The sequence below is a fragment of the Kitasatospora atroaurantiaca genome (genome assembly GCF_007828955.1).
In the GTDB taxonomy this organism is placed as follows: Bacteria; Actinomycetota; Actinomycetes; order Streptomycetales; family Streptomycetaceae; genus Kitasatospora; species Kitasatospora atroaurantiaca.
In genome coordinates this window covers 3,392,325-3,415,670 of record NZ_VIVR01000001.1, presented here as the reverse complement: position 1 = coordinate 3,415,670, position 23,346 = coordinate 3,392,325, and the positions used below count along the sequence as shown (strand labels likewise).

The window sequence follows — 23,346 nt, the reverse complement described above, 5'->3', positions numbered from 1 at the left end:
CTGCGATGCCCGTTCTGCCGTCTGCTCGTCTGCTGAGGGAACCCAACGCTCGTGACCGTCACCGACCCCGGCTCCCGCGTTGACACCACCCCTGCCGTGAAGCGCGCGGAGCGCCCGGAGCCTCCGGCCCGGGGCGGGCGGCTCGCCGTGCTGGATGGGCTGCGCTTCCTGGCCGTCCTGCTCGTGGTGCTCTACCACTACGTGGCGTTCGGCTCCGACTGGGGACGGCCGCGCGCCGAGGCCTTCCCCGTGCTGTACCTGCCGGCCTCGTACGGCTGGCTCGGGGTGCAGCTGTTCTTCCTGATCAGCGGCTTCGTGATCTGCCTGAGCTGCTGGGGCCGCTCGCTCTCGGACTTCTTCACCTCGCGCGTGGTCCGGCTCTTCCCCGCGTACTGGTTCGCCGTGGCGGCCACCACCCTGGTGGTGGCGCTGGTCCCGGGGGCCACCGTGCCCCGGTCCTGGCCGGACGTGCTGACCAACCTCACCATGCTGGAGTACCCCTTCGGCGCCCCGTACGTCGACGGCGTGTACTGGAGCCTCTGGGTGGAGGCCCGGTTCTACCTGATCTTCGCGGTGGTGGTCTGGCTCGGGCTGTCGTACCGGAAGGTGCTGGCCTTCTGCTTCCTCTGGGCGGCCGCCGGGGTGCTCGCGTACGGCCTGCCCGGCGTTCCGCTGCTGCAGGCGCTGGCGATGCCGGAGTACTGCTGGTTCTTCATCGGCGGGATGGCCTTCCACCTGATGCGGCGGTTCGGCCCCGATCTGCTGCTCTGGCTGCTGGTCGGCTTCTCCTTCCTGGCGGGCGTCCGGGCCACCCAGCCGACCTACCGCTTCGTCGCCGCGAACTCGGCGTACGCGCTGCCGGAGTGGGGCGTGACCGCGCTGCTGGCGGTGTTCTACCTGCTCATGGCCGGTGTCGCGCTGGACTGGTTCCGCCGGATCGACTGGCGCTGGCTCTCCACCGCCGGAGCCGTCACCTACCCGCTCTACCTGCTGCACGAGTACATCGGGTGGGAGGCGATCGAGAAACTCCGGTACGACGTGAACCCGTGGGTGCTGGCGGGCTCGCTGCTGGTCCTGATGCTCGCGGCCTCCTGGGCGGTGAACCGGTACGTCGAGCAGCCCCTCTCGCGCTGGATGAAGGGGCAGTTGCGGCGCTCCTTCGAGCGGATGCGGACCGTGGACCGGGAGGCCGCCCTGCCCCGGCCGAGATCGGAGCCCCGGCCGGGATCCGATGTCGGCGCCCGGCGTTAGGCTCGACCGGGACGAAGGACCCCTCCTGCCCGCTGGCGGCAAGGAGGGCGTGGCGGTGGCGGCAGGGAGTGCGGCGTGAGTGTGTGGGACGACCTGGTCGGCCAGGATCGGGTGGTCGAGCAGCTGACCGCCGCTGCCCGGGCCGCGCGGGCCACCGCGGCCGCAGGCCGTACCGGCGCGCCCGCGGAGGGCAACGCCTCGCTGATGACGCACGCCTGGCTGTTCACCGGCCCGCCCGGCGCCGGGCAGATCACCGCCGCAAGGGCCTTCGCCGCCGCGCTGCAGTGCACCAGCCCGGACCTCGACCTGGGCGGGGTGCCCGGCTGCGGGTTCTGCGACGGCTGCCACACCGTGCTCTCCGGAAGCCACGCGGACGTGAAGTACGTCCGCACCGACGGCCTGTCGATCGGCGTCGGCGACATGCGCGACCTGGTGCTGCGTGCCTCCAGCTACCCGACCGGGGGCCGCTGGTCGGTGATCCTGGTCGACGCCGCCCACCGGCTCACCGAGGCGGCGGCGAACGCGCTGCTCAAGGGCGTCGAGGAGCCCTCGCCGCGCACCGTCTGGCTGCTCTGCGCGCCCTCTGTGCAGGACGTGCTGCCCACCATCCGCTCCCGCTGCCGCCTGCTGGTGCTGCGCACGCCCGCCGCCGAGGCGGTCGCCGACATGCTGATGCGGCGCGACGGCGTCGAGCCGGAGACCGCCCGGCTCGCGGCGCTGGCCGGGCAGGGCGACGTCGAGCGCGCCCGGCGCCTCGCCGTCGACGACCAGGCCCGCGCCCGGCGCCTCGACGTGCTGCGCATCCCGCTGGAGGTCGGCGACATCGGCGGCTGCCTGGCCGCCGCCCAGCGGCTGGTCGACACCGCCAAGGCCGACGCCGAGGCGCTCGCCGAGACCCAGGACGCCAAGGAGACCGACGATCTGAAGGCCGCCTACGGCGCGGCCGAGGGCAGCCGGGCACCGCGCGGCATGGCGGGCGCGGTGAAGGAGCTGGAGAAGCGCCAGAAGAGCCGGGCCACCCGGACGAGGCGCGAGACGCTCGGTGTCGCACTGCTCGACCTCCTCGGCTTCTACCGCGACGTGCTGGCCGTGCAGCTCGGCTCCACCGGCGCCCTGGCCAACGAGGACCAGCGCCCGGCGCTCGCCAAGGTCGCCGCGGGCGGCACACCGGAGAACACGCTGCGCCGCATCGAGGCCGTGCTGGCCTGCCGTCAGGCGCTGGACCGCAACGTGGACCCGCTGCTGGCCGTCGAGGCAATGACCGTGGCACTCCGGGCGGGCTGACCGCCGGGGCCGGTTGACGCTCCGTTACGTCACTCGTTGGAGTGAACGTCGGACGCCGCCCGGGAGCCCCACGCACCCCTGGGCGGATCGTCTTGCACCCTGTGGACCGAGTACGCCGTGGTCCGAGCCGCTGTGGTCGGGCTTGACCGGTACCGGTTCTCCCGAGGTGGTGCGTCCCATGCTCCGTCCGCTCCTCGTCGTACCCCTCCTGGTGGCGGCCGTCGCCGGAAGCTGGCTGGCCAGGGCCGCACTGGCCCGCTGGCGGGACCTGCGGTCGGCGCAGACGTACGAGCTGGCCGCCGAGCAGCGGCCGCTGCTGCTCCGGGCGGGCGGAGCGGTGGTCTGCGGGATGTGTGTGACGGCACTGATGGTGGTCCTGGCGCTGGACGGGCGGGGGACGGGCTCCGTCCAGCAGGCCCGCGCGGCGGCCGAGACCGCGCCGGCCCCCGCCTCGCCCGCCGCCGCACCCTCGCCGGCCCGGGCGGCCGCACCACCCGTGACGCCCTCGTCCTCCCCCGAGATCACCCCCGTGGTCACCAAGTTCTCGACCGTCGGGCGCCCCGCAGGCGGCGAGTTGCTGGAGGGCGCGGTGGCCGGGCCGGACGGGCGGCCGCGCGCCGTCCGGGTCTGGCTGCCCGCCGAGTACCGGGCGGACCAGAAGGCCCGCTTCCCGGTGATCGTGCTGCACGCGGGCGGTGCCAGGAAGACCGCCGACGCCGAGCTCCCCGACGTCTTCGAAGGGATCTCCTCCGCCGTGAAGCTCGGCAAGGCGCGCCCCTTCGTGGTGGTCGCCCCGCAGTCGCCCAGCGGCACCGCGCACCCCTGCGAACTGGTCGCCGCCGCTCCGCAGGCCGTGGCGGACGATGCCGCGCTGCGGACCGCCGTCGGCGCCGCCTTCCGCACCCTGCCGGCCGGGCCGGGCGGATGGGGTGTGCTCGGTATCGACGGGGGTGCTCCGTGCGCGGCCGCCGCCGGACTGACCCGCCCCGACCTCTACGGCGCGGCCGCCGCCGTCTCCGGCCGCTACGACGCGCCCGCCCTCGCAGCAGCCGGCACCGAGGCCCCCGGGTCCGCCGCCGCCCGCCTGCTGCTGGCCGCCGCCAAGGGCGACACGGACGGCCTGGCCGCCGCCCGCAAGCTGCAGACCGCTCTGCACGACGGCAAGGGGCGGGCCGCCAGGGCGGACGTACGGATCTCGGACGTGGTGCAGGACTACTCGCCCGACCGGGAGCGGCTGCGGCTGGTCAGGATCGCGGTGCAGTACCTGGCGGAGACCCTCGCCCGGCCGTCGTGACCTCGATTGCCCGGTGATCTCGGCTGCGTCGGTTGCCAGTCCCGGCCGCTGCGGGCCGCTACGCTCAGCTCAGCCGGTCGCTGATCAGTGACGGGCTCCGCCGGCCGGTCGGCCGGTGCCCGAGGGGAGAGAGAACCAGCATGCGAGCTGTCCGGCAGACCCGCTTCGTGCCCGCCGCCGTGGCCGCCGCCGCAATGCTCCTGGCCGGGTGCTCCTCAGGCACCGGGCCGTCCGCCGCCCCCACGACCTCTGCGACCTCGTCCTCCTCGTCCTCGGACGGCGTCCCGGCCGTGGCCGCCCCGCTGGCACCGCTCCCCACCGCGATCCCGGCGGCGCTGGCCACGTACTACGCCCAGAAGCTCAGCTGGAACTCCTGCGACGAGGAGTTCGAGTGCACCACCTTCAAGGTCCCGCTCGACTACGAGCACCCCGGCAGCGGCGAGCTCACGCTGAGCGCGGCCCGTAAGCGCGCCACCGGCGGGGTCGACCGGCTGGGCTCGCTGGTGCTCAACCCCGGGGGCCCCGGCGGTTCGGCCGTCGAGTACGTGGAGAGCGTCGCCAAGGGCTACGACTCCGGGGTCCGTGCCGCGTACGACCTGGTCGGTCTGGACCCGCGCGGGGTCGGCCGCAGCAGCCCCGTGACCTGTCTCGGCGGCGACCGGATGGACGCCTACACCGCGATCGACATCACCCCCGACGACCAGGCGGAGAAGGACGCCTTGGTGGCGGCCGACAAGGAGTTCGCGGCCGCCTGCCAGCAGAAGTCGGGCACCTTCCTGGGCCACGTCAGCACCGTCGAGTCGGCCCGTGACATGGATGTGCTGCGCGCCCTGCTGGGCGACGACAAGCTGCACTACCTGGGCAAGTCGTACGGCACCTTCCTCGGCGCCACCTACGCCGGGCTCTACCCCTCCCGGGTCGGCCGGATGGTGCTGGACGGCGCCATGGACCCCTCGCTCGACGCGATGGCCGGCAACAAGGCCCAGGCCGGCGGCTTCGAGACGGCCTGGGCCGCATTCGCGAAGGACTGCGTCAAGCGCGACGACTGCCCGCTCGGCACCAACGAGAAGCAGGCCGGCGAGCAGCTCGACGCCCTGTTCAAGCAGCTCGACGCGAAGCCGCTGACGACCGACTCCAGCCGGAGGCTGACCGAGTCCCAGGCCACCACCGGCGTCATCCAGGCGATGTACGCGGAGTTCCTCTGGCCGCAGCTGCGCACCGCGCTCACCACCGCCAAGGCGGGGGACGGCACCGGGCTGCTCAAGCTCTCCGACGACTACTACGAGCGCTCCTCGGACGGCACGTACCCCAACCTGATGTTCGCGAACATGGCGGTCAACTGCCTCGACCTGCCCGCGCCCTTCGCCACCCCGGACGAGGCCGCGCGCGCGGTGCCGGACTTCGAGAAGACCTCCCCGCACTTCGGCCGCGACATGGCCTGGATGGCACTGGCCTGCGCGTACTGGCCGGTCAGGCCGACCGGTGTGCCGCACACCGTCCGGGCCGCCGGAGCGGCCCCGATCGTGGTGGTCGGCACCACCCGCGACCCGGCGACGCCGTACGCGTGGTCGCAGTCGCTCGCCACCCAGCTGGACTCCGGCCGCCTGCTCACCTACGAGGGGGACGGGCACACCGCGTACGGGCGGCGCAACGGCTGCATCGACGGCGCCGTCAACCGCTACCTGCTGGGCGGGGACGCACCGGCCACGGGGACGCGCTGCGCGAAGTAATTTCCGCTTCAACAGCTGCCGGACAGATAGGTACGATGATGCGCCCACCTGTCATTGGAGCTGCATCGTGCTCGGAGTCAACGACCTGACCACGTACATCCTCGGCGCCCTGGTCATCATCCTGCTGCCCGGCCCGAACTCGCTGTACGTCCTCTCCGTCGCCGCCCGCAAGGGCGTCCGCACCGGCTACCGCGCCGCCGCGGGCGTCTTCGTGGGGGACTTCACACTGATCAGCCTGACCTCACTCGGGGCGGCCTCGCTGCTCAAGGCCAATCCGGCGGTCTTCGCGGTGGTGAAGTTCGGCGGTGCGGCGTACCTGCTCTGGATCGGCATCGGCATGCTCCGCGCGGCCCGCCAGCTCTGGCGCGAGCGGCAGGCCGGCCTTGAGCCCGCTGCCGCCGAGGCCGCGCCTCCGGCTGTCGAGAACCCCTTCCGGCGGGCGCTGGTGATCAGCCTGCTCAACCCGAAGGCGATCCTCTTCCTGCTGTCATTCTTCACGCAGTTCGTCGACGCGTCCTACGGTCAGCCGGTGCTGTCCTTCGCGCTGCTGGGCGGCATCCTGCAGACCTTCAGCATGCTCTACCTCTCCATGCTGATCTTCGCGGGCACCACCCTCGCCGCCGCCTTCCGCCGCCGCAAGCGCCTCTCCGCAGGCCTCACCAGCGGCGTTGCCGTCCTCTTCGCCGGCTTCGCCGCCAAGCTCGCCGTCTCCTCCGCCTGAGGCCGGTACGGATCACCGCTCGAAAGTGTGTAGACTGGCGCGCGTTGCCGATGCGATGCTCGACCCCAGGGACGGGCACCGAACCCGGCAACGGTGCCGCTTTAGCTCAGTTGGCCAGAGCAACGCACTCGTAATGCGTAGGTCTCGGGTTCGAATCCCGAAAGCGGCTCAGAAAGCCCCAGGTCACCCAAGGTGACCTGGGGCTCTTTGTCTTTGTGAGCTGTCCCGGGTCGGGAGATGAAGGCGTCGCCGACGCTCAGGATGTGGCACAGACCGGGATCTGAGGGTCGTCGTGTGTGCGGACGGACGGCAGCCAGGCGTGGCCTTCGGGGATGTCGTCGAGCTGGACGCGGAACCAGCGGGGGGTGCCGATGCCGGTCTCGTCCTCCACCCGGTCCCCGTCGTTGACGACGCAATCGGTGGTGAGCACGTCGGCGTGCCACACCCGGTGGCCGACGACGTTGTCTGCGTCGTACTTGCGGTGGGGGTCGCGGGCCAGGCCCAGGCTGCAGGCACGCATCCGCTCGGACTGGTCCTTGCAGGAGCCGTCGATGTTGAACACGCGAACCTGCGCCGTGGTGGGCCGGTTCTGATCGCCGCCGACGGACGGCCAGAGCAGGGCGGCGGCGATCCCGGCCGCCGTGAGCAGCGCACCGGCTGCCAGGAGGATTGCCCGGGGCCGCCATCGCGCCCTGGCTTGCGTGCCCTCCGCCGCCGCCCGGATCCGAGGCAGCAGCGACTCCATCGTGTGGGCGGCGCGGACAGAGGGGTCCGCCGCAAGGCAGTCGGCGAGGATCGCGTGCCAGGCCGGGGAGAGCTCCGGGGCCAGGCGCAACCGGGTGCGTCCGGCGCCGTACTCGTGGACGGCGGCCGCGCGGGCGGCGGGCGTGGCACCGGGAAAGGCGAAGGAGCCGCCGGTGAGCAGCTGATGGGCGGTCACGCCGAATGCCCAGACGTCCAGGCTCGGGCGAGTGGGGACGCCTCGCTCGCTCAGCTGCTCGGTCCGGCGCTCCGGCGGCAGGTAGTCCGGCGAGCCCATCGGCGGGGCGTAGCCGTGGGTGCCCTCGATACGGGCAGCGAGGCCGAAGTCCGCCAGACGGATGGTGCCGTCGGCCATCAGCAGGATGTTGCCGGGCTTGAGGTCGCCGTGGATCCAGCCGGAGGCGTGCAGGTGGGCGAGTGCTTCGCCGATCTGGACCAGGAGAGTTCCCGGGGCCGGCGTGGGAGGTCCCGGCTTCGCGGGGGTATCGGCATCGGCTTCCGTGCTGCCGGTGCCGGTTGAGGATGTCGGGGATTGGGCGAGGAGGTCGAGCAGGCTCCGGTCCGCGCGTTCCATGATGAGTACCACCGCGCCGTCCACTGCTGGCAGTTCCGGGTCGCTGACGACGGCGGTGTCGTACACCCGGATCAGGTGCGGGTGGGCGTCCGATCGGCTGAAGGCGACCTCGCGGTCGGCCGTCTCGGCCAGTTCCCTGGCCTGGCGCGGGGCCAGTCCGGAGGTGGACAGGAACTTGAGGGCGGCCTCCGTCGGCTCGCCCTCCGCAGCGGCCCCGCAGCGACGGGCAGCGTACACGCTGCCCCAGCTCCCGGCTGCGATGAAATCGGTGATTTCCCAGTCGCCCACCCGGTAGCCGGGCGGGACTGTCGCTTCCTTGGCCGGCCCGGCGGAGAAGGTCTCGGGTTGCGCGGTCATGAGGTCTCCGAAGTGCTCTTGGGTCGGGGCGGCAGCAGACCGAGGTGCTCCTCGCGGACCAGCCCGAACCTGAGGGCCAGTGACACCACCGCCTCGCGCTTACCGTCCATCCGCGGTCCGTGCGCATCCGTCCGGCGGACGCGCAGCTTGTTGCGGGCCAGGTAGTCGAGGTGGAAGCTGGCGGCCTGTTCGGTCAGCTCCCCGCACGAGGGATGGAGACGTAGTCGCTCCACCACCTGGCGGGTGGTCGGGATGCCTGCCGCGGGCAGGTCGCGCAGCCGCGGCTCGCACAGCGCGACCAGGACGAGGAAGTAGGTCGCGGACTCGTCCAGGGAGAAGGCCGAGAGCGTCGCCGAGCCCGAGAGCTCCGGCGGGTGGGCGGCCTCATGGTAGGTGTGGGCCGGGGCATAGACGTGGAAGGCCTGGGCCGGGCCGCGGGTGGGCAGGACGACGCGGGCGAACTCGAATGGCACCGGGGCGCCGAGCCTGCGCGGCGCCACCCGGATGTACTCGCCTGCTCCCTCCGGGTTCTCCACGAGGTAGCTGTGGACCGTACTGAAGTTGCTCAACTGCCAGTGGTCCTCGGTGGCCGTGATCTCCCCGGCGAGCCGGGGCACTGCGGGATCGGCAAGGGTGATCTCCACCATGAGACTGGTTGAGCCCCGGCCGAATCGGGCGCCTTCCCCCGGCCCGAGTTCCACAATGATCCGCCCTCGTCCGTCGGCTGCCGGGGCATGCACCAACACACTGTTCATCTCCACCCCCTCCGCGCTCCCCTGCTCCACCCGGCGAGGGAAGGCGGCGCAGACCCTACCAGTGTCGGTACTCAGTCAACTACGCAATAAGGGAAGGCCGGCATCGACGGAAGGAAGCCGGCTGCCGAGTCAGGGCGTGGCCGTCCCTCGAAACCCTAGAACCTTGCAGGTGGTGGGGTGGCAGGTACTCGGATTGACTCTGACCGCAACGCAGTTCCGAGTACGGGAATCACCAGCCACGTCCAAGGAGAAGCCATGAATCACTCGCCCCTCATCCGCCGTGTGGCCGCCCTCGCGCTGCCCGTGTTCGCCGCATCGGTGATCGGTCTGGCCGGACCCGCGTCCGCGACCTCCGGCTCGTCGAGTTACGGCTTCACCAACGGCGCCACGCTGACCTCGAACATCTGGCTGCAGACCTGGGCGAACTCCAGTGGCTGCTCCGACTACTCGACGTCGGTCGTGATCTCCGGCGGATGGAACCCGGCCGCCGGCAATGACTGGGTGCGCAACCGGACCAGCTTCCAGGCCTGGGGCCTGGGAGCAAGCCTGGACGCGTTCGGCCAGAGCGCCAAGGAGGTGTCCCAGGAGTGGACCAACAACAACGGCTCACGGGGCACCTACATGTCGGGCCAGATGTGCGAGAACTGGCTGACGGCCGGTGTCAGCGGCAAGACGGCCGGCACCGCGTACTACAACGGTCAGACCGTCAGCACCATCGCGTCGCTGTGACCCGTGGCGCGCTCGAGTGATCCGGGGGGCCGCGGCCGTCGGCTGCGGCCCCCGCTCAGAGGACGCGTGCTCGGCTTCCTGCTGGGCTTGGTCCTGACCGTGACCGGAGTGATCACAAGCACTGCGATAACGCGTCATCACGCGGAGGAGGTGGAGTCGGGGCAACTGGTCAGCGAAATCCGGTCGCTCATCGGCGACAACGGGCTCTTCATCCGACCGGGCCTGTCCGCCGATGGTGGTCCGTCCTGGCAGGCGAGCGCCTATGGGCTCGGTGTCGCGCGCGCGGCAGGACACCCCCGGCCCCTGCCGAACCCGGACATCCTGGCGGGCTCGCTCGCTGAGGCCATCGCCGACGATCCGATCTGGGGGCGCTGGTACGGAGTCCAGGTCGAGAACAGCACCGGCACCAGGATTCCCGGGGCATGGGCCGCAGACGTCCTGGAGAACCTCAGGCTGCCCGACGACCCCAGCATTCGGATCGCCACGATCGCGGCCCTCGCTGACATCGTCTCGGCCAAGTCAGTGCCCAGAACCGCCCGGGACACTGCCACACTCACGGCCCAACTGGCCTCTGCGGTACCGCAGGTCCACAGCCCCTACTCCCGGTGCCGGGCATTGGACGCTGCCGAAGAACTCGGTATCGACTCCTCCGGTTGGGACATGGCACCCGCTCCCACCGGCTTCGGGAAGCCCGGCGACGCCGAGGCTCTCATGGACGCCTACGGGACGCTGTGCGTCGCCGTCCACCAGCACCGGGCGGTCAGCCCCCAGCTCCAACAAGAGGTGCGCCGGTGGCTCGCACCGCAGCTCGACTTCGACCCGGCCGGCTTCGAACTTCAGGCGTACTACGCTGCGCGCGGCTGGATTCTGGCCGGGGGCTCCCCGGAGCAACTGCACCCGCTGGAAGGCTCCTTGAGCAGGCGAGCCGACGGCACGTCCGGACTTCTCAGGGAGAGGGTGCGTCGCCTGGGAACCCTGGAGAACACCTACTACGCCGCGCGACTCGCGCCAGCGGCCTTTCCCAGGCTCGCGGGGGCCCGCACGACACAGGCCATCCACGACATGCTGCCCACCACGCGCGAGCACAACGACACGGCGGGCCTGCTGACGAGCGCAGTCGTCCTGCGGATCGCGGGCCGACCCGATGAGGGCCTCGAGTCCGAAGCGACCGGGCTTGCGCTGCGGGAGCTGGCGCGCGGAGTAGACCCACGGACCGCCCCCCTGGCCGGACACCTGGTCGAGCTACTGGAGGAGCTCGGTGTGCCCATCCCACGACTCGAAATCCGCACCACGTCCCCGCACGATCGGGAAGGCCGGTACCTCGCCTGGACCGCTCTCGCCATGGCCGGCTTCTCAGCCGACCCCGGCGGCTTGCGAAGCGCGTCCGCCCAGTCGGTCGTGGACGCCCGCCGGGCGGTTGCCGATCCCGGCGCACTCTCGGTCAAGGAAGTGGCGGCGGCCCAGCGGGTGTTGGGGGACGGCCGAGGCGGCGGTCCCGCTTCCGAAGCCCTTCGAAGCTGGACGGGCGCTCTCCAGGGCTGCTCCGGTTTCCGGGCGCTGTACCGGCCGGCCTCCACAGAGAGTGCCTGCACCCTTGAAGCCACATGGGAGATCCTCTCCACCGGACTGGCCGCACCGGACTCTCGCAAGATCACAAGCTAAGACCTCATAGGTTCCGCGTCCGCCGGGGTCACGGTCCAATGGAGACCGCCGACCCGGCCTGCGGTGCGGCAGATCTTTTCAACCCAGAAGGGACGTGTTCCTCTTGACACCCGTACGAGAACGCCGACTCGGTATCCGCCGTTCGATCGCAGTGCTGTTCGGTGCCGCTGCGCTGGTCGGAGTGGCCGTCGCACCGGCCTCCGCAGGCTCTGGAGTGTCGCCCTGCCGCAGCGCCTGTGACGGCCAGGACCCCAGTAGCTACGTGCACTACGGCCAGACCTGCGCGGCGGACGCGCAGACCATCGACACGCATTACGTTCAGGGCCGGACTGTTCAACTCCGCTACAGCAACCGGTGCGAGACCTCCTGGGCCCGCGTCTACGGGGCCGACTTCCCGGATGTCATCCGGGTGCAGAACATTGACACCTATCAGATCCAGAACCGCGAGCTCAGGCAGGGCGAGCACGAGGCATGGACTCCGATGGTCGACGACAGCGGTTCGAGGAGCAAAGCCTGCTGGTGGGTCGGATGGGCCACCAACAACAACGAGTGCACCAGCGCGTACTGATCCGCGGCAAGACGTACCCCGGTGCGGTTGGGCGCGGGGCTTGGCGCAAGAATGCGGCCACACTTCGATCCAAGGGGGGATTGAACCCATGCGCAGACCCCGCGCTCTCGGCGTCTCGGTCGCGGTCCTGACCGGCGTACTGGGCCTACCGGCCCCAGCCGCCTCGGCCGTACCGGACAACCTGTACGTCAACAACGCCCTCGGTTCCAACTGCTCCGACACCGGAGCCGGCACCCAGGCTCAGCCCTACTGCACGATCAGCGCCGCCGCGGCCGTGGTCCAGCCGGGACAGACCGTTCAGGTGTCCGGCGCCGGCTATTCGGACTCCGTGAACATCACCCGGTCCGGCACCAAGGACGCACCGATCACCTTCGTCGGGTCGGGCAATGCCGTCGGCCTCGGGTCCGAGACCACACCGGCCTTCACCGTCAGTGGTGCCCACGACGTGGTGATCCGCGGCTTCAACACCCACTCGGGGATCGCGGTCCAGGACTCTTCCGGCGTCCTCATCGACGGCAACGTGGCCTGGTCCCGGATCAAGCCCGCCCGCCCGTGGCTCGCCATCACCGGTACAAGCGCCAATGTGACCGTCCTGCACAACCAACTGAGGAGCACCAACGGCGTCTCCGTCGGTGCGGGCGTGACCGGGACGACGATCAGCGGCAACTCCGTGTCCTGGTCGTTCGGCACCGCGGCCATCGCCGTGGACGGTGCGCCGAACACGACCATCACCAACAACACCGTTGCCGTGGGCTGCGGCCCGGGCATCATGGTGACCGGCGCAGCCACCGGCCTCGGCCTGTACAACAACGTCGTGACCGGGCACGACAGCATGAACGCGTTCGGCTCTCCTTGCCCGTCCAAGACCGCCACCGAGATCCAGGTGGCCGCCGAGGCGACCCAGGGCAGCCGCGCGGACTACAACCTGGTCTGGCCGAAGAACTCCGGCCTGGCCTATTCCTGGGGCGGGCAGTCGTACGGGACGCCCGCACTGCTGAACGCCGCGACCGGGCAGGGCACGCACGACCTGCTCGCCGACCCGCACTACGCCGGGCCGAACTTCGGGATTCCGCTGGACTGCCAGCTGCTGGCCGACGGCACCCCCGACAAGAGCACCTGCTCACCGGCCATCGACTCGGCCGACCCGACCGCGCCCGGCGTACCCAGCACGGACATCCGCGGTCTCCCGATCGTCCGGGACCCGCTGGTCGACCACTCCGGTGCCGGGAACCTGGACCGCGGCGCGTTCGAGCTGCAGGACTACCTGCAGGACAACGTCGAGCTGAGCTCCAACTACGCCGACGCCCCGTCCGGTTCGGAACTCACCTTCACCGCCACCGCGCACAGCCAGTGGCTCTCCACGGTGACCTACCGCTTCGACTTCGGCGACGGCACCTCGGCCACCACCACCGGCACCCCCACGGCCACCCACACCTACACCGCACCCTGTGACTGCAAGGCGAGCGTGACCGTCACCGCCGAGGGCGGCAAGCAGACCGCCGCCGGCGCGCCGGTGAGCCTGACGATCACCACTCCCGGCCCGCTGGCCGCGCACTTCAGCGCGACGGCGAAGCTCGACGACCACCCGCTCACCGTCGCGGTCGACTCCCGGGCGACCGTCTCGTCCGCACCGGTGGCCAAGTTCACCTTCGACTACGGCGACGGGACGACGACGAGCGGCCCCTGGCCCACCAGCACGCACTCCTACAAGCGGCCCGGTGACTACCTGATCACCGTGACGGCTCAGGACGCCAAGGGCCAGACCTCGAGCACCTCGCAGTACTTCGTCGCCGCGTACGCTCCTTCGACGTACACGGCCGTCGCCCCGACGCGCCTGCTGGACACCCGCACCAGCTCGGGGCCGCTGCACGGCGGCGGGGCTCTCGTCCTCAATATCCCCAACCCCGCCAACGCGGAGGCGGTGGTCCTGAACATCACTGCGACCAACGTCAGCAGTGACACCTTCCTGACCGTCTGGCCGGACGGCCAGGCCCGGCCGTACTCCTCCAACCTCAACGCCAAGGCCGGTCAGACCGTCGCCAACCTGGTCACCGTGCCGGTCGGCTCCGACGGTTCGGTGCAGATCTTCAACCACTCCGGCAACGCCGACGTGGTGGCCGACTTCGTCGGGTACTACCAGCCCGACGGCGGGCAGAAGTTCACCCCGTCCGGCCCCTCGCGGCTGCTGGACACCCGTCCGGCCGGCAGTCTCGCTCCCGCCGAGGTCCGCAGTGTGCAGGTGGCCGGGAAGTCCGGAGTCCCCGCCAACGCCAGTGCGGTGGTGCTCAATCTGACCGCCACCGAGCCGACCGCCTCCGGCTACCTCACCGCCTACCCGCACGGTGGTGCCACACCGAAGGCCTCCAGCATCAACTTCCGCCCCGGCCAGACGGTGGCGAACCAGGCGATCGTGCCGATCGGCCAGGACGGCAAGATCGACCTCTACAACTTCGCGGGCAACACCCAGGTGGTCGCGGACGTCTTCGGCTACTACAGCCCGGACAGCCAGGGCGTGTTCACGCCCGTCAGTCCGGTCCGGCTGACCGACACCCGCTACGGCAGCTTCCCTCGCCCGCTCCCCGGCGGCGGCAAGCTGCCGGTCCAGGTCACCGGCAGCTTCGACGTGGTCCCGATGAACGCGACGGCGGCGGTGCTGAACGTCACGGCCACCGAGACCACGGCCTACGGGTACCTGAGCGTCGTGCCCGGCGGCGACCCTCACCCGGGCGCGACGTCGAACCTCAACTTCGGCCCGGGGCAGACCGTTCCCAACCACGTCATCACCCCGCTCGGCACCAACGGCCAGGCGGACATCTACAACTTCGCCGGCAACACCCACGTGATCGCCGACCTGTTCGGCTACTTCACCAAGGGCTGAGCACCCGAAGCCCTGCCCCCCTGGGGGCAGGGCTTGTCGGTGCGTCAGACCAGTACGGGCTCCGGCTGCTCGGCCTCTTCCGCCGGAGTCTCGTGCCGTGCGGCGCGCTTCGGCAGCGCGAACATCAGGGCGAAGACCGTCACCAGCCCGGCGGCCACCCACCAGAGCGACTGGTTGAAGGCGTCCACGAAGACCGGACCCATGGCCTGCCGCTCCGGGTCGGCGGCGTCCACGACGGTGAAGAAGGCCACCGAGGAGAGCCCGAGGCCGAGCGCGATGCCCAGCTGCTGGGTCGTGTTGATCAGTCCGGAGGCGGAGCCGGAGTGTTCGCGCGGCACCTCGGAGAGCACCGAGTCGGTCAGCGGGGCGACGATCAGGCCCATCCCGGCACCCATCACGACCATCGGCAGCGTCATCTGCCACGGGTGGATCCCGGTGCCGTAGTGCGCGGCCTCCGCGAGGTAGATCAGGGTGCCTGCCGCCATCACCAGCGCGCCCGCCTGCAGTACCTTGCGTCCGAAGCGCGGCACCAGCTTCTGCACGGACAGCCCGGCGGCGACGGAGACCCCGAGGGAGAACGGCACACCGGTCAGGCCCGCCCGCAGCGGGCTCCAGCCGAGGCCGAGCTGCATGTAGAGCGTCCAGACCAGGAAGAAGATGCCCGAGACGATCCCGAAGGTCAGCTGGACGCCGATGCCCGCAGCGAAGCTCTTCACCCGGAACAGCGCCAGCTCGACCAGCGGCGAGCCGTCCCGCCGGGTCTTGGCCCGCTCGTACGCGACGAAGAGGACGAACACAGGCAGGGAGGCGGCCATCGAGACGAAGCCCCAGAGCGGCCAGCCCGACTCCCGGCCCTGGGTGAGCGGGTAGAGCAGCATCAGCAGGCCGGCGGTGGCCAGCGCCATGCCGACCAGGTCGAGGCGGAGCGCCTGCGGGGCGCGGGACTCGGTGACGTACCGGCTGCCGAGGACCAGTCCGGCGATGCCGATCGGCAGGTTGACCAGGAAGATCGGCCGCCAGCTGAGGCCGAAGAGGTCCCACTCGGTGAGCAGCGCCCCGAGCAGCGGGCCGAGCATGGCCCCCAGCCCGACCATCGCGCCGAACATCCCGAAGACCTTGCCGCGCTCGTGGGCCGGGAAGGTGGCGTGGATGATGGACAGCACCTGAGGAACCATCAGCGCGGCCGTGGCGCCCTGCAGGATGCGGGCCGCGACCAGCATGTCCGGGCCCGAGGCCAGGCCGCACAGCGCGGAGGCGGCCGTGAACCCGCCGATCCCCAGCAGGAACAGCCGCTTGCGGCCGTAGATGTCCCCGAGCCGCCCGCCGGTGATCAGACCGACGGCGAAGGCGAGCGCGTACCCGGCGGTGATCCACTGCAGCGCGCTGAACGAGGCGCCCGTCTCCCGCTGGATGCTGGGCATCGCGATGTTGACGATCGTGACGTCGACCAGGTCCATCAGGCTGGCGGTCATCACCACGGCCAGGGCCAGCCAGCGGCGGCGGTCGGGGGCGTCCTGGACGGATTGCATGGGTTCTCCCGGGATCGGTCGTACTGGCGAACGCCTCCGACGGTAGAGTCCATCTAGGTCAGAACCTGTCCGCTGTCTGCGGCATGCTGAGACCTATGACCGACACCCCGGCACGGCTGCTGAAGCTGCTCTCCCTGCTGCAGACCCCACGCGAATGGCCAGGCAGTGAACTGGCCGGGCGGCTGGAGGTCAGCCCGCGTACGATCCGCCGCGACATCGAGCGGCTGCGCGACCTCGGCTACCCGGTCGAGGCGACCAAGGGCGCGATCGGCGGCTACCGCCTGGTCGCGGGCGCGGCGATGCCGCCGCTGCTGCTCGACGACGAGGAGGCCGTGGCCATCGCGGTCGGGTTGCGGGCGGCGGCGGGGCAGGCCGTCGAGGGGATCGAGGAGGCGTCCGTACGGGCGCTCGCCAAGCTGGTCCAGGTCCTGCCCGCCCGGCTGCGGCACCGTGTCGGCTCCCTGAACGCGGCCACCGTGCCGCTGCTGGCCGGCGGCGGGCCACGGGTGGACCCGGAGGTGCTCACCGTGCTGGCCGCCGCGGTCGCCGGCCGCGAGCGGCTGCGCTTCGGCTACCGGGCCGGTGACGGGGCCGAGACCAGGCGGCTGGTCGAGCCGCACCGCTTGGTGGCGGCCGGGCGGCGCTGGTACCTGGTCGCGTACGACAACGAGCGGGACGACTGGCGGATCTTCCGCGTCGACCGGATCGGCGACCCGCTGCCGACGGGCTCCCGGGCGGCGCCGCGTGAGCTGCCCGCCGAGGACGCCGCCGCGTACGTCGCCGGCAAGCTCTCCGGCCTGACGCCCAGCTACCGGGCGGTGGTGACGCTGCACGTACCGGCGGAGCAGATGGCGGCCCGGCTGGGTACCGCCGCCGGGGAGCTCGAGCCGGTCGACGAGCACCGCTGCCGGCTCCGTACCCGGGCCGACTCGCTGGAGTGGCTTGCGCTCCGACTGGCCACCCTGGGCTGCGAGTTCGAGGTGCACGAACCCCCGGAGCTGACCGCCTACCTGCGCGAGCTGGCCGGCCGCGTCACCCGCGCGGCGGGCGTCCGCCAGTAGGTGCACCAATCAGGATCGGGCATCTCAGGGGTGCGGGAACTGCGCGAGGCGGGAGGGCACAGGCCGTTGCCTTCCGATCTCGCGCAGTTCTCCCCCAGCCTTCGGCCGGGAGGTGCCCCCACGCGCCCCTGTGGTTGGCCCGCTGCCTACCCACTCACTTCCCGAGGGACGCGGCGCCCGCCTGGGCGTACTTCTCGTCGAGGTCGCCGCTGGGCGCGCCGGCCACGCCGATGCCCGCGATCGGGGCGCCCTTGTCGGCGACCGGGGCGCCGCTGGCCAGGAACAGCGTGCCGGGGATGTCCTTCAGGTTGGGAGCCTGGGCGAGCCGCTTGGCCAGCTCCGAGGTGGGCGCGTTCCAGGAGACGGCGGTGAACGCCTTGCGCTGGGCCGACTCGTACGACTGCGGGCCGGCGCCGTCGCCGCGCAGGGTGACCACGGTGGTCCCGTTGCGGTCGACAACGGCGACCGAGACGTGCTGGTTCTCCTTCTCGGCAGCGTGCAGGGCGGCCTCGGCGGCCCGGGTGGCGGCGTCGATGCTGAGGTGCGTGCTGGTCAGGGTGTCCGGCTTCCTGGCCTCGGCGGTCTGCGCGACGTCACCGTCGCCCTTCGGCGCGGCGGTGGCGGTCATCGCGCCGAAGGTGCCGGCGCCCAGTGCGGCGAGGGCGACTGCGCCGGTGAGTACCCGGGTGCGAACGGTCGTCTTCTTCATGGGAGTTGCTCCTGCTCGGATCGGCGCCGGAAGCACGCTGCTCCCGCTCTGCTTCGATCCTCGGCCCTGAACCGGGCCCGCCGGGTCGACGCGACGGCCGACTCCGGGGTCAACCGATCGGCTGACCCCCGACGGCCCGCCCGGGCTCCCCCGGGGCCGGGCAACACGCCGACGGCCGGGCGAGGGTACCCGGCGGGGCTGCCGGAGTCGGATACTTCTAAGAGTCACCTGGGCCCAGCTGGGGCTCCGAGCAGCAGGGACGGACGCCATGCGCCAGAACCCCGAGAATCCCGAGTTCCCCGAGGACTTCGACGACTTCGCCGAGGAGGAGTCCCCCGTCGTCGTGGAAACGGAGGACGAGGACCGCGAGATCGAGAACCACCCTGGCGACGACTACGAGCAGTTCCGCCGGCGCCGCGCCCTCGGCTCCGACGACTCGAACGACGCGGACGCCGCCGAGCAGACCCGGGTGGTCGAGCTCGACGAGGACGAGTACCGGTAGACCGGGGGTCTAGAGCGCCTTGCGGCGCTGTAGCCAGGCGAAGGCGGCCCACCCGGGCAGGGCCGGAAGCAGGAAGATCAGCAGCCGGAACAGCATCACCGCCGCGAACGCCGTGCCGTGGTCCATCGACCCGGTACGGGCCAGCGCCTCGGTGAGCAGCCCCTCGACCGCGCCCGCGCCGCCCGGGGTCGGAACGGCCGACGCGGCCGCGTTCCCCGCCAGGAAGGTGACGGCGACCGGCGCGAACTGCGGCTGCTGCCCGACGGCCAGTACACAGCAGTACAGGCAGAGCACGAAGGCCATCGACACCAGGAGCTGCCCCGCCACCCCGGCGGCCAGCTTGCCCGGCTGCTGGAGCAGGTCCAGCAGCCGGGGCAGTACCTCGGCCCGCAGCGGCCGCAGCAGCGCGGCGAGCCGGCGGCGCACCCAGGGGACGGCCACGGCCGAGAGGACGAGGGTGGTGGTGGCCGCCAGCCCGGCCCCCAGGACCAGCGGGTCCGGCAGCGCGGAGCCCGGGCCAAGACCCAACAGGCTGCAGAAGAAGGCCAGTTGCAGCATATGCAGGACGAGCCCGAGCAGCTGGGAGGCGCCCACGCTGGACAGTGCCTGGGCGGTCGGGATGCCGCTGCACTGCAGGAAGCGGGTGTTCAGCGCCACCCCGCCGACGCCGCCGGGCGACACCAACTTGGCGAACGAGCCCGCCAGTTGGGCGGCCAGTGCGCGGCGGAAGCTCAACCGCTCGGGCACGAAGCCGACGAACCCGAGGGTGGCGGCGAGATAGCTGGCCGCGGCGGCCAGCACGGCGGCGCCCAGCCAGGCAGGGTCCGCGTCGGCGACGGCCGTGATCGGGTTGGTGTCGGAGCTGAACAGGTACTGCAGCAGCAGATACCCGGCGAGCAGCCCGGCCGCGAAGGTGACCAGGGTGCGCGGCCGCAGCCGCTCCAGCCGGACGGGCTGCACCGGCGCCTGCGGCCGGCTGCGCAGTATCTCCTCGCGGATGGCGCCGAGCAGCTCGGGGCGCTCCTTCAGTGCCGCCCGGGTGCCGCGCGACAGGGCGATCGGCTGCAGCATCGGCAGCGCCCCGCCGACCACGGCCGGGCCGAGCACCGCCACACCGGTCGCGACCGCCCGCTCGGCGCCGCACTGCAGGGCGAGCGTGCTGAGCATCCCGGCGACGTCCAGGCGCAGCAGCAGCTCCCCGGCCGCGATCTCGCCGTCCGCCAGGCCCACCAGGTGCACCGTGCCGTCCGTGCCGACCAGTACGAACTCCGGTGAGAGCGCGCGGTGGGCTATCTGCCGGCGCTGCAGGAGGTGCAGCTGCCGCCAGGCGTCGGTGAGCAGCGCGTCCGTCAGCTCCTCCTCGGGGAGTTCCGCGAGGGGCCGTCCCGGCAGGAAGTCGTACGCCACCACGGCCGCGTCCGGGCCGAGTTCGGCGGCGGCGGCGAGTCGGCGGGTGCGGACTCCGGCGGCCGTGGCCGCGTACGCGAGCAGGGCTTCGTGTTCGAGGCCGGTGCGCAGGGAGCGCAGGCCGTGGGCGCGCGGTGCGGTACGCAGTCGCAGCAGCAGCCAGAGGCGGTGGAACAGGCCGGTCGCCTGCGCCTGGCGGTCGAGCAGCAGGACGTCCAGGTCGGGCCGGTCGTCGTGCTGGGTGACCAGGTAGCGGCTGGGGCCGGTCTGCCTGGCCAGGTGCGGGCGTACGCCGGCCTGGCCGAGGGTCAGCAGCACCTGCTCGGGCGTCGGCCGGTGGGTGGGCGTGCCGACGGCGTATACGGCGCCGTGGGCGGTGGCCCAGCCGAGCAGCAGGGCCAGCAGCAGCGAGAGCGGGGTCGCGTAGCCGGTGATCAGGCCGGACAGCCCGGCGGTGGTGAGGGCGGCGGCCAGGGCCGTCCGCCAGCGCGGCAGGCCCGCCAGGCCGACCGCCGTCATGAAGGCGAGGACGGGTGCCAGGTGGCCGTAGACGGGGTCGGTGCGGCCGTGGCCGTCGGGCGCCGCGTGGGTCAGCGCGGTGAGCCCGCCGACGAGCAGGTCGAGCCCGAGCGAGAGCCCGTATGCGATCACGGCGGCGAGCACCCCGTCGGCGACCCGCAGCCTGCTGCGCCGGGCGAGCCGGTCGACCGCGAAGGCGAGCGGTACCAGCAGCAGGGCGACGGCGGAGAGCGCCCCCGCCAGGCGGCCGGGGGGCCAGGGCACCAGGCCCGCACCCTCCGCCACGTCGGCGTCCAGGCCGCCGGCCGTGCCCTGGGCGCAGGCGGCGAGCAACAGGGTGAGACCCAGGGCGGCGAACCCGAGCAGGCAGCGGATCAGCGAGGCCGGGTGCCGTACGCGCCCGTCCGTGCGGGCCGTACGCACCTGAGTCAGCTTGTCATCCTGTATCACCGTGACCACGCGGCATGCTCCCATATGCGGCGTCCGGCGGGCAGGGCTGCTGGGAGGCACCGGGATTTCGCCAAAAGGTTAGAATCCGGACATAACAGCCCGTGCGCCCGCATTGCCACGCACCCCGGCGAGGTGAGCGGCCGCCGAAGGGAGGTCGATGATGACCAAGCGATCGATGGGCAAGATGACCAAACTCCGTCGCGGCACCCAGGAACTCCTCGAACGCCGCGGCATGGCAGCCGACCCGGGCCCGCTGGCCCCCCAGCTCCACACGGACGGCCCTAGGGCGGGGCAGTCCGGGCCGTACTTCGGCGACGCGGTCTTCAGCCACGGCGGACGCCGTTCGTCCGCCGCCGCGACCCCGGCCACCGGCCCGGCCCACCATGCCGAGCTCCCGGGGCACCGCCACCGGGGCGCGGAGAAGCACTCCGCCCACTGACCTCGGCCACCACGCCGTGCGGGGTGGCGCCCGGAGAGGCGCCGCCCCGTTCGGCCTGCCGGGCGCAGCTCGGCTCACCCGGCGTCAACGCCTTCGCACCGACCCGATCTTGACCCTGCTCCGCCCGTGGGCGGCCGGTTCGGGCCATGGAGTTTCGGCCGGCGTGCGAGAGTTGGCACCTCCACCGGAAAGGACCGCCATGTCGGACAGCCCCCTGCTCCAGACCCGCGACGAGTGGCTCGCCTCGCTGCCCCGCGTCTATGCCGCCGCCGGCTGCCTGATCAGCGACCCGGAGGGGCGGGTGCTGATCGTCAAGGCCGGCTACCGGGAGCACTGGCAGTTCGTCGGCGGGACGATCGACGTGGGGGAGAACCCCCAGGAGTGCGCGACGCGCGAGCTCCAGGAGGAGACCGGCATCGTCAACGAGGCCGGTGAGCTGCTCGCCGTCGCCTGGACCCACCCCTCGGCCGAACTCGAGCACCCGGCCGTCCACTTCCTCTTCGACCTCGGCACCATCCCCACCGACACCCCGATCACCCTCCCGCCCGGCGAACTCGACGCCTACCGCTGGGCCACCCCCGACGAGGCGCTCACCCTCCTCGGCCCCAGCCGCTCCCTGCGCCTCACCGCCGGCCTCGCCGCCCGCTCCGACGGCCGCACCCGCATCGTGACCAGCCCCAACTCGGGCTTCTGACAGCGTGGAGCAGGTGAGGCAGCGGGCCAACCACAGGGGCGCGGGGAACTGCGCGAGGCGGTAGGGCACAGGCCGTTGCCTTCCGATCTCGCGCAGTTCCCCGCGCCCCTGGGATGCCCAATACTGGCGGGGCCTCTAGGCCGGTTTGCGCCAGGCGTACGCCGCGGAGACCGGGTGACTGCGCAGGCGTTCCCACTTCGGCTTGAGGGCGATCCAGCGGTCGTCCACCACCGACTCGTTCATCTCGGCGAGCTGCCAGCCCGCGGCCAGCCCGGCCGTGAGGTGGTCGCTGACCAGGTGGACGTGGGTGGTGATGGCGATGGACTCGCCGGCCGCGCTGGTGAAGTGCGTGGGCATGCCGGCCGCCATGATGAAGTACGGGTGCAGCCCGACCAGGACGAAGAGCGCGCCCGGCCGCGCCAGGCGGAAGGCCTCGCGGTAGAGGGGGCCGAGCTCGGCCAGGTGCTCGTCCACCAGGGAGGAGATCACCAGGTCGTACGCCTCGCCCGGCAGGCCGCTCGCGGCCAGGTCGGCCTCCACCAGCCGGTCGTGGGCTCCCTTGGCGCGGGCGACGGCGAGCATCTCGGGCGTGAGGTCCACCCCGTCCACCGCCGCCACGCCCTGTCGCCGCAGCCAGGCGCCGGTGCGGCCCGTCCCGCAGCCGAGATCGGCGGCCCGCCGTACCGACGGCCAGTCTGGTACGGCCAGCCGGGCCAGGACGTCGACGTCCATCGCGTCCTCGACGGTCTGTTCGTAACTCTCCACCCACTGGCCGTAGCCCGTGCGGACATCCACCATGGGATAGCCGCGCGAGTCGAAATCCGCGAATTGCACCATACTGCGCAGTATCCGCAGCCGGGCGGGCGAGCCGCCATCAAATATCGGGAGCACGGCAGATGCAGATCCTGGAGTTTCCGGAGGCCGAGGTGCCGTCCGAACTCCGCGCGCAGGTCTGGGCGTTGCAGGAGCAGGCATGGCCGAGCTGCGGCTCCGACCCGGGGCTGAGCCACGACCCGGCGCTGCGGCCGTACTCGATGCTGCTGGTGGACGGCGGCCGGGTGCTCGCCGCCCTGGACGTCCTCGGCAAGGAGCTCGTCCACGCGGGCGCCACCTACCGGGCCCGTGGCCTGAGCACCGTCGTCACCGATCGCGCGTACCAGGGCCGGGGCCACGGCAGGCAGTTGGTGGCGGCGGCGCGCCGCAGGATCGAGGCCGGCGGTGCCGACCTCGGCCTGTTCACCTGTGACCGCCCGTTGCAGGGGTTCTACGAGAGCGCGGGCTGGCAGCCGCTCCCCGGCACCGTGCTGATCGGCGGTACGGCCGAGGACCCGTTCCCGAGCGACCGGCCCGGCTTCGACAAGGTGGCCATGGCGGCGTTCTGCTCCGATCGCGCCAGGGCGGCCCGGGAGAGCTTCCGGCACACCCGGATCGCCCTGTACCCGGGCTCGATCGACCGGCTCTGGTAGCCGGC

Annotated in this window: 20 protein-coding genes and 1 tRNA gene; 15 read left to right on the top strand and 6 right to left on the bottom strand. The window is 72.0% G+C overall.

Annotation, left to right across the window (positions count from 1 at the left end; all coding sequences use genetic code 11):
- Positions 1 to 51 precede the first annotated feature (51 nt).
- The 6 genes from FB465_RS15735 (at position 52) to FB465_RS15710 (ending at position 6,449) form a co-directional block, all read left to right on the top strand.
- A complete protein-coding gene (locus FB465_RS15735; RefSeq protein ID WP_145791285.1) occupies positions 52 to 1,251 on the top strand; it encodes an acyltransferase family protein in 1,200 nt (399 codons plus the stop codon).
- 75 nt (positions 1,252 to 1,326) lie between these two features.
- Positions 1,327 to 2,535 carry a DNA polymerase III subunit delta' gene (locus FB465_RS15730; RefSeq protein WP_145791283.1) on the top strand — a complete coding sequence of 403 codons (1,209 nt, stop codon included), beginning with the start codon at positions 1,327 to 1,329 and terminating at the stop codon, positions 2,533 to 2,535.
- Positions 2,536 to 2,713: 178 nt separating this feature from the next.
- Positions 2,714 to 3,829 (top strand): alpha/beta hydrolase, encoded by a 1,116-nt coding sequence (locus FB465_RS15725; RefSeq protein WP_145791281.1) that lies wholly within the window; start codon positions 2,714 to 2,716, stop codon positions 3,827 to 3,829.
- Between the two features lie 140 nt (positions 3,830 to 3,969).
- On the top strand, positions 3,970 to 5,559 hold the full coding sequence (locus tag FB465_RS15720; RefSeq protein WP_145791279.1) for an alpha/beta hydrolase: 1,590 nt from the start codon (positions 3,970 to 3,972) through the stop codon (positions 5,557 to 5,559).
- A gap of 67 nt (positions 5,560 to 5,626) precedes the next feature.
- Positions 5,627 to 6,280 (top strand): leucine efflux protein LeuE, encoded by a 654-nt coding sequence (gene leuE, locus FB465_RS15715; RefSeq protein ID WP_145791277.1) that lies wholly within the window; start codon positions 5,627 to 5,629, stop codon positions 6,278 to 6,280.
- A gap of 95 nt (positions 6,281 to 6,375) precedes the next feature.
- Positions 6,376 to 6,449, top strand: a tRNA-Thr gene (locus FB465_RS15710).
- Between the two features lie 87 nt (positions 6,450 to 6,536).
- Here the strand turns inward: FB465_RS15710 and FB465_RS15705 are convergent.
- Together FB465_RS15705 and FB465_RS15700 are read right to left on the bottom strand one after the other, a co-directional pair.
- Positions 6,537 to 7,973 (bottom strand): protein kinase domain-containing protein, encoded by a 1,437-nt coding sequence (locus FB465_RS15705; protein ID WP_145791275.1) that lies wholly within the window; start codon positions 7,971 to 7,973, stop codon positions 6,537 to 6,539.
- Positions 7,970 to 8,728: a serine/threonine protein kinase gene (locus FB465_RS15700; protein WP_211785792.1), complete on the bottom strand. Its 759-nt coding sequence runs from the start codon at positions 8,726 to 8,728 to the stop codon at positions 7,970 to 7,972. Before FB465_RS15700 ends, FB465_RS15705 begins: the two co-directional genes overlap by 4 nt.
- A gap of 255 nt (positions 8,729 to 8,983) precedes the next feature.
- Here FB465_RS15700 and FB465_RS15695 point away from each other — a divergent pair, with 255 nt between their 5' ends.
- The 4 genes from FB465_RS15695 to FB465_RS15680 all read left to right on the top strand — a co-directional run bounded on the left by FB465_RS15695 (position 8,984) and on the right by FB465_RS15680 (position 14,565).
- Entirely contained in the window at positions 8,984 to 9,457 is a 474-nt protein-coding gene (locus FB465_RS15695; RefSeq protein WP_145791273.1) for a hypothetical protein, read from the top strand.
- 150 nt (positions 9,458 to 9,607) lie between these two features.
- Positions 9,608 to 11,119 (top strand): hypothetical protein, encoded by a 1,512-nt coding sequence (locus tag FB465_RS15690; protein ID WP_145791272.1) that lies wholly within the window; start codon positions 9,608 to 9,610, stop codon positions 11,117 to 11,119.
- 103 nt (positions 11,120 to 11,222) lie between these two features.
- On the top strand, positions 11,223 to 11,687 hold the full coding sequence (locus tag FB465_RS15685; RefSeq protein WP_170290597.1) for a DUF2690 domain-containing protein: 465 nt from the start codon (positions 11,223 to 11,225) through the stop codon (positions 11,685 to 11,687).
- An 88-nt stretch (positions 11,688 to 11,775) separates the two neighbouring features.
- On the top strand, positions 11,776 to 14,565 hold the full coding sequence (locus FB465_RS15680; RefSeq protein WP_170290596.1) for a PKD domain-containing protein: 2,790 nt from the start codon (positions 11,776 to 11,778) through the stop codon (positions 14,563 to 14,565).
- 44 nt (positions 14,566 to 14,609) lie between these two features.
- Here FB465_RS15680 and FB465_RS15675 read toward each other — a convergent pair whose 3' ends face one another.
- Positions 14,610 to 16,094: an MFS transporter gene (locus tag FB465_RS15675; protein WP_145791268.1), complete on the bottom strand. Its 1,485-nt coding sequence runs from the start codon at positions 16,092 to 16,094 to the stop codon at positions 14,610 to 14,612.
- A 95-nt stretch (positions 16,095 to 16,189) separates the two neighbouring features.
- On the opposite strand from FB465_RS15675, the gene FB465_RS15670 reads away from it, so the two are divergent.
- Positions 16,190 to 17,155 (top strand): helix-turn-helix transcriptional regulator, encoded by a 966-nt coding sequence (locus FB465_RS15670; RefSeq protein ID WP_145791266.1) that lies wholly within the window; start codon positions 16,190 to 16,192, stop codon positions 17,153 to 17,155.
- A 154-nt stretch (positions 17,156 to 17,309) separates the two neighbouring features.
- Here the strand turns inward: FB465_RS15670 and FB465_RS15665 are convergent, their stop codons facing one another.
- Positions 17,310 to 17,864, bottom strand: a complete 555-nt coding sequence (locus FB465_RS15665) for a GlcG/HbpS family heme-binding protein (RefSeq protein WP_145791264.1) — start codon at positions 17,862 to 17,864, stop codon at positions 17,310 to 17,312.
- Between the two features lie 268 nt (positions 17,865 to 18,132).
- Between FB465_RS15665 and FB465_RS15660 the strand changes: the two genes are divergently transcribed.
- Positions 18,133 to 18,366: a hypothetical protein gene (locus FB465_RS15660; protein ID WP_145791263.1), complete on the top strand. Its 234-nt coding sequence runs from the start codon at positions 18,133 to 18,135 to the stop codon at positions 18,364 to 18,366.
- 9 nt (positions 18,367 to 18,375) lie between these two features.
- Here the strand turns inward: FB465_RS15660 and FB465_RS15655 are convergent, their stop codons facing one another.
- Complete coding sequence (locus tag FB465_RS15655) at positions 18,376 to 20,715, bottom strand: lysylphosphatidylglycerol synthase transmembrane domain-containing protein (RefSeq protein ID WP_145791262.1); 2,340 nt, start codon at positions 20,713 to 20,715, stop codon at positions 18,376 to 18,378.
- A gap of 187 nt (positions 20,716 to 20,902) precedes the next feature.
- Here FB465_RS15655 and FB465_RS15650 point away from each other — a divergent pair, with 187 nt between their 5' ends.
- Together FB465_RS15650 and FB465_RS15645 are read left to right on the top strand one after the other, a co-directional pair.
- Entirely contained in the window at positions 20,903 to 21,181 is a 279-nt protein-coding gene (locus FB465_RS15650; protein ID WP_145791260.1) for a hypothetical protein, read from the top strand.
- A 199-nt stretch (positions 21,182 to 21,380) separates the two neighbouring features.
- A complete protein-coding gene (locus tag FB465_RS15645) occupies positions 21,381 to 21,875 on the top strand; it encodes an NUDIX domain-containing protein (RefSeq protein ID WP_170290595.1) in 495 nt (164 codons plus the stop codon).
- A 135-nt stretch (positions 21,876 to 22,010) separates the two neighbouring features.
- Here the strand turns inward: FB465_RS15645 and FB465_RS15640 are convergent, their stop codons facing one another.
- Positions 22,011 to 22,712: a class I SAM-dependent DNA methyltransferase gene (locus tag FB465_RS15640; RefSeq protein WP_145791256.1), complete on the bottom strand. Its 702-nt coding sequence runs from the start codon at positions 22,710 to 22,712 to the stop codon at positions 22,011 to 22,013.
- Positions 22,713 to 22,771: 59 nt separating this feature from the next.
- Between FB465_RS15640 and FB465_RS15635 the strand changes: the two genes are divergently transcribed.
- On the top strand, positions 22,772 to 23,341 hold the full coding sequence (locus FB465_RS15635) for a GNAT family N-acetyltransferase (RefSeq protein ID WP_145791254.1): 570 nt from the start codon (positions 22,772 to 22,774) through the stop codon (positions 23,339 to 23,341).
- Positions 23,342 to 23,346: the final 5 nt, after the last annotated feature.